Origin of the sequence: Coleofasciculus sp., from assembly GCF_046539235.1 — a bacterium.
Lineage (GTDB): Bacteria > Cyanobacteriota > Cyanobacteriia > Cyanobacteriales > Coleofasciculaceae > Coleofasciculus.
Map to the genome: position 1 here is coordinate 1 of NZ_JBKHHI010000314.1, position 7,990 is coordinate 7,990.

General features: G+C 45.0%; 7 protein-coding genes. 5 read left to right on the forward strand and 2 right to left on the reverse strand.

Going from position 1 to position 7,990, the window contains the following annotated elements:
* Nucleotides 1–438 precede the first annotated feature (438 nt).
* Nucleotides 439–1,398, forward strand: coding sequence for a GAF domain-containing protein (locus ACLFWI_RS22315; protein ID WP_446414745.1), 960 nt, complete (start codon nucleotides 439–441; stop codon nucleotides 1,396–1,398).
* 96 nt (nucleotides 1,399–1,494) lie between these two features.
* Here the strand turns inward: ACLFWI_RS22315 and ACLFWI_RS22320 are convergent, their stop codons facing one another.
* Nucleotides 1,495–1,656 carry a hypothetical protein gene (locus ACLFWI_RS22320; protein WP_446414746.1) on the reverse strand — a complete coding sequence of 54 codons (162 nt, stop codon included), beginning with the start codon at nucleotides 1,654–1,656 and terminating at the stop codon, nucleotides 1,495–1,497.
* A gap of 190 nt (nucleotides 1,657–1,846) precedes the next feature.
* Between ACLFWI_RS22320 and ACLFWI_RS22325 the strand changes: the two genes are divergently transcribed.
* The gene (locus ACLFWI_RS22325) at nucleotides 1,847–2,134 is read left to right on the forward strand and encodes a hypothetical protein (RefSeq protein ID WP_446414747.1); all 288 of its coding nucleotides are present in this window, start codon (nucleotides 1,847–1,849) and stop codon (nucleotides 2,132–2,134) included.
* 87 nt (nucleotides 2,135–2,221) lie between these two features.
* Here ACLFWI_RS22325 and ACLFWI_RS22330 read toward each other — a convergent pair whose 3' ends face one another.
* A complete protein-coding gene (locus ACLFWI_RS22330) occupies nucleotides 2,222–3,853 on the reverse strand; it encodes a histidine kinase dimerization/phosphoacceptor domain -containing protein (RefSeq protein WP_446414748.1) in 1,632 nt (543 codons plus the stop codon).
* A gap of 101 nt (nucleotides 3,854–3,954) precedes the next feature.
* Here ACLFWI_RS22330 and tnpA point away from each other — a divergent pair, with 101 nt between their 5' ends.
* The 3 genes from tnpA to ACLFWI_RS22345 all read left to right on the forward strand — a co-directional run bounded on the left by tnpA (nucleotide 3,955) and on the right by ACLFWI_RS22345 (nucleotide 7,837).
* A complete protein-coding gene (tnpA, locus tag ACLFWI_RS22335; protein WP_446414750.1) occupies nucleotides 3,955–4,329 on the forward strand; it encodes an IS200/IS605 family transposase in 375 nt (124 codons plus the stop codon).
* A 355-nt stretch (nucleotides 4,330–4,684) separates the two neighbouring features.
* Nucleotides 4,685–6,085, forward strand: coding sequence for a magnesium transporter (gene mgtE / locus ACLFWI_RS22340; RefSeq protein ID WP_446414749.1), 1,401 nt, complete (start codon nucleotides 4,685–4,687; stop codon nucleotides 6,083–6,085).
* A 324-nt stretch (nucleotides 6,086–6,409) separates the two neighbouring features.
* Nucleotides 6,410–7,837 (forward strand): WD40 domain-containing protein, encoded by a 1,428-nt coding sequence (locus ACLFWI_RS22345; RefSeq protein ID WP_446414751.1) that lies wholly within the window; start codon nucleotides 6,410–6,412, stop codon nucleotides 7,835–7,837.
* Nucleotides 7,838–7,990 lie beyond the last annotated feature (153 nt).

Sequence of the window (7,990 nt, forward strand, 5' to 3'; positions counted from 1 at the left end):
GAGGGAGCAGGGGGAGCAGGGGGAGCAGGGGAAGATGGGGAAGTTAACTCAAAACTCTACCTTACCTGTTAACTGTTAACTGTTAACTGTTAGTCGGCTTTTAGTCAGGGCTTTAGCCCTATATTCTATTGGGTAACAGTCCTTCTTAATCGGCTTGTAGTCAGGGCTTTAGCCCTATATTCTATTGGGTAACAGTCCTTCTTAACCGGCTCCCTGGCTGGAAGCGTAAAGATTTTACACAAATCGTAGTAAAAGGAACAGACAGGGTTTTAACCTAGGATCAGACCAACCGTTCAGATGGGTACCAGTCAGCGTCTCTGGTTAAATCGAAGTAACCGATAAACACAGTCGCTTACTTGGTTATGTCACCTATTTGTCAACCTACATGGAGGCGTGGCATTATTTTCCGATGATAATCTTGGATCGAACGGGAGAGGAATGCCACGAAGAAAAATGATTCGGTCATTTAGTGTGCATCCCCAGTCTATTCCCAAAGTCAAACAAGCTTGGCGCAATAAGAGTCAGGGGCGCGATCGCGAACTAGCGGAAGCCCTGGGACTATCGTTAGACACTCTAAATCATTTTCTCAAGGGACAACCCGTTAAAGGACTAAACTTTGTCGAACTTTGTCAAGTCTTAGAATTGGACTGGCAGGATGTGGCTGGTTTAGATAGCCAGCAGAATCTAGTTTTTGACTCACCGATTGAAGTGGGTGAGTTCTTGGCTTACTCCTACAGCCATGGGGTGAGTGCTGTTGACCAAGCATTACAAACACTGGTGAGAACACTCTGCCAACTATTGGGTCGCCTCACCCGCAAAGTCGGGAATTTGCTGCGTGCGGATCGCACCAGTATTTTTTTATTGGATCGAGAACGACAAGAATTGGGTTCACTGATTGCTGAGGATGGAGACGGTGGTAGTCTGCTGATCGATATTCCGGCTAACAAAGGAATTGCTAGTCTCGCCGCCTTTTCCTTAAAAGTAATTAACATTCCCTTTGATGTCTATGATGATCCGCGTTCCGAGATGGCGCAGGAGACGGATCGCCGTACCGGATACCGCACCTATACCATTTTGGCTTGGCCCCTACTAAACGAGAAACAAGATCTTGTAGCAGTGGTGCAGTTAATCAATAAATTAAAGTCCAACTACCAACCGGAAGATGATCTAGTCAAGAAGATTGATCCTCGTGGTTTTAGCCGAGATGATGAAGTCCTATTTGCCAAGTTTGCCCCTTCGATTCTCCAGATTTTAGAACGATGTCAATTTTGTTACCAACTTGCCCAAAAACTCCGGGAAACGACGGATATTAAACCGGGTAGTTTGCGAGAAGTTGAATTGGTCGAGCAACTTCAGCGACAAGAACGACAGTTACAGAAGAATCTTCAACGGCTCTAGAGGGAGATGAGGTGAGAGGGTGAGGGGGTGAGGGGGTGAGGGTGTGATTCCCAATGAACCATGAACAATCAACAATCAACAATCCCTTTTTCCCCATTAACCCCACCCTCCCTGGATACAAAAGGTAATACCTTGATTTTGGATATTCACGAACAACTTACTCCCATCTGGAGAAAAGCCAATGCCGACAAATTCACTGGTATTAATTGCGTTACGAGCAAACTTATAGCAATCGCCATAGCGGTTATAACGCATCATTTATGTAGAGACCGTCCCGGTTTGGTCTCTACTCTTTAATATGTCGGTGAAATCGATTTAATTATAACTTAAAGCCGATGTGATTAACATTTTTCAATAATTGCAATACCAAAAACCGAGTAATAGTCCTGAAAGCTGGATAAATCTGAGTATTTAGTAATGTAGCTATAGTGAATTTAATTCTCTGGGTATGAAATTTTATCCCTTGATTCCGGCAAAAAAAATTCAGTTCAGTGTGGGATTATTATTGCTAGTTTTTTTCGGCTCTGGATGTAATAATCAATTCGATGCATTAGCCACGCAGACTTGTGGTGAGGCAGAATTAGCTGTTGCTGAAGCCCAGCAGCAATTTGAGCAAGTTAAGGATAAATTAGCTACGTCAAGTCAGTCAGATATTCAGACGGTTGACACATCGGTATTGCAAAAGCTGCAAGAAGCCGAAGAGTACGCTTTTGAGATTTGCGAACAAGGAGGATAGTTAAAAAGGAGGGTTAGAGGGTAGGGGTATGGGGTGTCTAAGTATTTGTAAATATTTTTTTATGGTGCAACCCTAACTATTTTCTGATTAAAATTCAATTTCAAAGACTGTATTATTAGCTTTCTTTATTTCCAGCTTGCCATTAAGCTGTGCCACTAAAGTGCGGACTAATTGCAACCCCAAGCTTTTGGGTGAATTAAAGTCGATCAATTCAATTGGTGTTGGCTTGTTATTGCCCACGATCAATTTATTTTTGGGGTTGTTTTTTTTCTTTGAATAAATTTCAATCCATATATGACCTTTGTAATTGTTTGGTTTAAAGGCATGTTTTAAAGCGTTAGAGATTAGTTCATTGAGAATTAATCCGCAATAAATTGCAGTTGATAGATCAAAGTTTAAATCTTGATCGATGTTAAGGTGTAGATGAATAGATTCGGGATGAATAGCATAGGTTTGAATCAAATGATAGGTAAGATTTTCAATATAATTGAGAAAATTAATCCGCTGCAAGTGATCAAATTGATAGAGTTCCTCATGGATAAGAGCCATGGATTTAATTCGGTTCTGGCTGGCTTGGAAGAGGGCAAAAATCTCAGGATCATCAATTTGTTGTGATTGGAGCTCAAGCAGGCTAGAGACGAGTTGTAGGTTATTTTTGACCCGATGGTGAATTTCTTGGAACAGTACTTCCTTTTGCTGTAAGGAAATCTTAAGCTGATTCTCGATGTATTTGCGATCGCTAATATCCATTGCCGCGCAGGTAATTCCCTCTATGTCTCCGATTGAGTTGCGTAAGGGTTCGACGGTCAAATCATAGTATCGAAGTTCACCATTAATGGTGAGAGAGACTTCCTCTCGCATTCCTATCCCACTGGTCAATACACGCTGCTTGATGGATATTAATGGTTGTGCTTCTTGGGGGGCTAGGAGTTCGCTGTCGGTTTTTCCTAAGATAGCATCCAAGTCATCATCAGGAACCACATTGTAAGCCCAAGTGTAGCGTAAATCCTGATCTTGATTAAACACCACCAAGGGCGCATGTTTGAGCACCGTGCGGAAGCGGGTTTCACTTTGCCGGAGTGCTTCTTCTACCTGCTGACGTTCTCTCAATTCACGTTGTAACTTAGCATACAATTGGGCTTGATGAATCGCGATCGCACAATGATCGGCAATGGCTTGGACAAACTCAATATCCTCTCGGTTCCATTCCCGTGGCTGATCACACTGGTGTAGACTAATTCCGCCAATATAGGAATTTTGGTCAAGCAATGGCACAATCAAAATAGCGCGAATTTCACATTCCTGCGCCGCCTCGATTAACAGATCGGGAAAATTGGGAGTAATTTGCGGGACAACCACAGGCTGACCCTGGCTCAATTCCTGGTGGTGATACCGATAAAAATCACAGTAGACCCCCAAAATACTCTCCCGTTGGGCGGTCGCTTCTGAAACATGATGTGCCGTCATTTGCGACTCACCATCCGGTCGAAAAATCAAACAGCGACTGACATTAAGTGTTTCATGGAGCTGATCGACCGTAGTTTGGAGAATATCTTCCAACACCAGTGTACCGCGCATCGCTTGCACAATTTGGTTGAGTAATGTCTGTCGGGAGACTTGGCGTCGCAGTTCAATGAGTTCCTGTTCTAATGCGGTAATATGGGTTGGGTGAGAAGAGTTTACCTGTAGGTGAGAGTTAGATGGCTGCTCGACGGACATGGTTCTCCTTAGGGGAAGGATATGACAGAAAAAATTTGATCCTAGTTCATTTACCGCAAAGGCGCTCACTGTTAATGACTAAAGCATAGTGTGTTTACTCAATTCAGTTGCACACTTACTTCGTCACAGCTTACCGACGCAAAGCCTTTTCAGGGCAAATGATTGAGAAGTTCAAGCAGGTCGCAGCCAATGTACTAATAAAAAACAAGTCTTGGCTATTAGAGTGTGAGGGAGAACCTGACCATATCCACTTACTGATTGATTTACACCCCGCCAATAATATTTCTACTTTATTGGGTTCAATCAAATCGGCAACTAGCAGAGTTCTTAGAAAGGAGTTTGAGTCTGACTTAAAGCCTTACTTTAAAAACTGGAAAAAAGGATTATGGGGGGATCAGCTTTATATTCGTTCGGCTGGAGGTGCGCCGCTCAAGGTTCTGGAAGAATACATTCAAGCGCATAAGCGAGGTAGTTGACAGTCTACGGGATATTGAAACCCGCAGACTGTCCGCTATCCGGCTCCGGCTTACTTCTTGAGGTTCCGGAGATAATCGCGATTTAGTTTTAATCTTCATATCTCATTTCGTCGCGATCGCGTTGAGTTTTAGAGGGCAGTTTACCACGCATTTCTCATCCCTGAGTAAACACCTAGAGACCACTTGAAGTTAAACTGAAGACTTAAGAATCCGTGATCGACATCTGTTTCGGACATCGGCAGTGAGCGCTAGCTGAGGTGATTCGTGAAAGCTTCTCGGTTACTTCGACCAGAAGTCTGATCATTCAACTCTTGCAATCCGGTTATAGCATAGTATAGGACTATCCAGGCTGATTATGTCTGACTTGAGTGAAAACCAAATTGCCCTCCAACCGGGATCGCGCAGTGAATTGCGGGAGTTAGTTCGGACTCAACTGCAAATGCTGTTGGAACAAAACAATTTTCAGGGTGCTAAACAGGTATTAGTGCCCGTACAACCAGTGGACATCGCCGACGCGATCGAAGGATTGCCCGACGCCCTACAGGTTATCGCGTTCCGCTTACTCTCGAAAGCTGAGGCGATCGAAGTTTACGAGTACCTTGACTCTAGCGTCCAACAGTCGCTGATCGAGGAATTTAAACGCCAAGATGTAATTGACATCGTGGACAAAATGTCCCCCGATGATCGAGTTCGATTATTTGATGAATTACCCGCCAAAGTAGTTCGCCGTTTGCTTGCCCAACTGAGTCCCCAAGAACGTCAAGCCACTGCTCAACTCCTCGGTTATCAAGCCGATACCGCAGGGCGAATCATGACCCCGGAGTATATTTCCCTTAAAGAAAGCTTAACCTTGGGCGAAACCCTGGAACGGATTCGTAGTTTAGCCAGTACCACGGAGACGATTTATTACGTTTATGTCACCGATGCAGAGCGACACCTGAGTGGAATCGTCTCATTGCGGGATTTGGTTGTGTCTCCACCGGAGCAAACTCTAGGTGAAGTGATGACTCGTGATGTGGTTTATGTTCACACGGATACTGATCAAGAAGAAGTGGCGCGGTTAATCCAACGCTACGACTTTCTGGCTGTGCCTGTGGTTGATCGAGAACATCGTTTGGTGGGAATTGTCACGGTTGATGATGTGATCGATATTATTGAACAAGAAACCACGGAAGATATTTATGCTTTAGGCGGTGGGGTGCAATCGGGGCGCGATAATTACTTTCAAACTAATTTAATTACCGTTGCCCGTAAACGAGTGGTTTGGTTATTTGTATTGTTACTGACAAACAGCGTGACTGCCACGATCATTAATTCTCAATCAGACATCCTAGAGAGAGTCGTGGCGCTGGCGGCATTTATTCCCCTACTAGTAGGTACAGGGGGAAATGTGGGCGCTCAATCGTCAACGGTGGTGATTCGCGGTTTAAATACTGACGAAATTCGCGATATGGGTTCATTACAGGTAATCGGGCGTGAAGCCATGGCAGGAGCCTTACTGGGAGTAATTTTAGGCTCAGTGGCGACGGTTTGGGCGTATCTGCTCAGAGATGATATCTTTGTTGCCTTGTCTGTGGGTATCAGTTTAGTCGCGATCGCGATTCTGGCATCGGTAGCGGGTTCGGCGTTGCCGTTTCTGTTCCGTTCCCTGGGATTAGATCCGGCTTTAATGTCAGCCCCGTTTATTACCACGGCGGTTGATGTGTTGGGTGTGTTGATTTATTTTAATATTGCCAGGATGGTTCTTGGTCTTTAATTATTGGTTATTAGTAATTGGTCTTATGTCTTATGTCATTTGTCATACTCGCTCCCGAAAAGAAGCAAGCTACATCAGCTACATCTTATGTTTGTGCATAATTCATAATTCCAAGACTATGAATCCTGATGACAGGGAATGCTAACTCATCGTCTGAAAATTGCCGAGTGTATCTTTGTTGCTGTCTCAATCATTGGCTGGGCTGTCGCCGCGGCGTCTGGTGAAATTATCTATGGGGCGGTTCCATTGTCGATTACCCTGTTGTTCAATCTGATCAATCGCCTGCGGTTTGAGCAACACAGCCGATATCGGTTAACGGGAGCCATGGCGCAATTGCATCGACAACTGTCCCAAGAGAGTCAATCGTTATACCAACAGCAACTTAAGCAAGCACTAGCCTCTCTACAAGCAAAACTCCCTGACTATCTGGCTCAAATTGAGAATCCCGCTTCGGAATTAGGGGCGATCAAAATTGCCAAACTTCAAGCTCGAATTGTTAGCGTGGAACAATCGCTGCGGAATGTTGTGGATTATCTCAATAGTGCCTCTTTGCCTAACCACATCGAGCAATTAGAAGCCGCGATCGCACAAATTACTGCCGATCTTGATAAACTACAATATCAAATCCCGATTGCGGCTGATCCAGAACGACCAACCCATTGGCACCCAGAGGCGGGGGGTGAACCATCCTTATTTCCTGTCGCTTCCGAATCAGTTTCCCCTGTTAGGAAAGATGGGGAAGCTGGGGATGTCTGTAGAGACGCGCCATGGCGCGTCTGGGAAGAGAACATAACGCCATGGCGCGTCTGGGAAGAGAACATAAAAGCGTATCCGAGTGATTTTGTCCCTGAACCAATCCTACCCAATTGGAACTTCAGATTAACCCGGAAAGGACATCAGGATTGGGTTAGCGCTTTGGCAATGAGTTCTGATGGGCAAATCCTTGCTAGTTGCAGTTTAGACAAAACCGTGAAGCTGTGGCACTTAGAGACGGGTGATCTGATTCACACATTTAGTGATCATCAACAGGGAGTCCTCTGTCTTAGCTTAAGTCCTAATGGCAAATGGCTGGCAAGTGGGGGATTTGATCAGACGATTAAGGTATGGCATCTAGAGACTGGGGAATTATGCCATACCTTGACAGGTCATAATGGTTCGGTGCGATCGCTGGTGATTATGCCAGATAACCAAACTCTGATCAGTGGTAGCTTTGATCAAACCATTAAGCTGTGGCAATTGGAGCAAGGGGAATTCCTCCAGGATTTAGTTCAAGACGCCGGACGATTATCCGCGATCGCATTAAGTCCAGATGGCGAAACTCTTGTCAGTGGCGGCGGAGATGGCATTATTGATTTATGGCATTTTCAGCCGTTTGATCTAGAATTCAGTCTCACCGACAATCTGAGTTCGATCAACTCCCTTGCCTTAAGTCCCGATGGGCGTCGGTTAGCTGCCGCCTGTACCGATGGTACTCTGAAGGTATGGCAACTCGATATTGCTCAACGGGTAGAGAGTTGGCAATGTCCCTCTGCACCAGCCATGTCGATTATTTTTAGCGATAACGGGCAAAGTGCGATCGCGGCTCATGCAGACGGTACGATTAAGATCTGGTGGCTAGGCATAGATGAACCGTTGCTTGTCTTGGACAATAACGATGCTGGTTCTGTGGTATCCGTTGCTCTAAGTCCAGATGGTCAGTGGTTAGCAGGAGGAAATCGAGATGGTACAGTTAAACTTTGGCAGCAGTTATAAGATTTGTAGAGACGTGCCATGGCGCATCTTTCCGGGGCGAGTTTAGGGACTTTTTCCCTGTTTCCTGACAAATGACCAATGACAAATGACCAATGACAAATGACCAATGACAAATGACCAATGACCAATGACCAATGACCAATGACCAATGAC

Excerpts from the sequence above, each read along its gene's own strand:
- ACLFWI_RS22320 (WP_446414746.1), bottom strand. The coding sequence starts at position 1,656 with ATGATGCGTTATAACCGCTATGGCGATTGCTATAAGTTTGCTCGTAAC.
- ACLFWI_RS22325 (WP_446414747.1), top strand. The coding sequence starts at position 1,847 with ATGAAATTTTATCCCTTGATTCCGGCAAAAAAAATTCAGTTCAGTGTG.
- ACLFWI_RS22330 (WP_446414748.1), bottom strand. The coding sequence starts at position 3,853 with ATGTCCGTCGAGCAGCCATCTAACTCTCACCTACAGGTAAACTCTTCT.
- ACLFWI_RS22345 (WP_446414751.1), top strand. The coding sequence starts at position 6,410 with ATGGCGCAATTGCATCGACAACTGTCCCAAGAGAGTCAATCGTTATAC.
- mgtE (WP_446414749.1), top strand. The coding sequence starts at position 4,685 with ATGTCTGACTTGAGTGAAAACCAAATTGCCCTCCAACCGGGATCGCGC.
- ACLFWI_RS22315 (WP_446414745.1), top strand. The coding sequence starts at position 439 with ATGCCACGAAGAAAAATGATTCGGTCATTTAGTGTGCATCCCCAGTCT.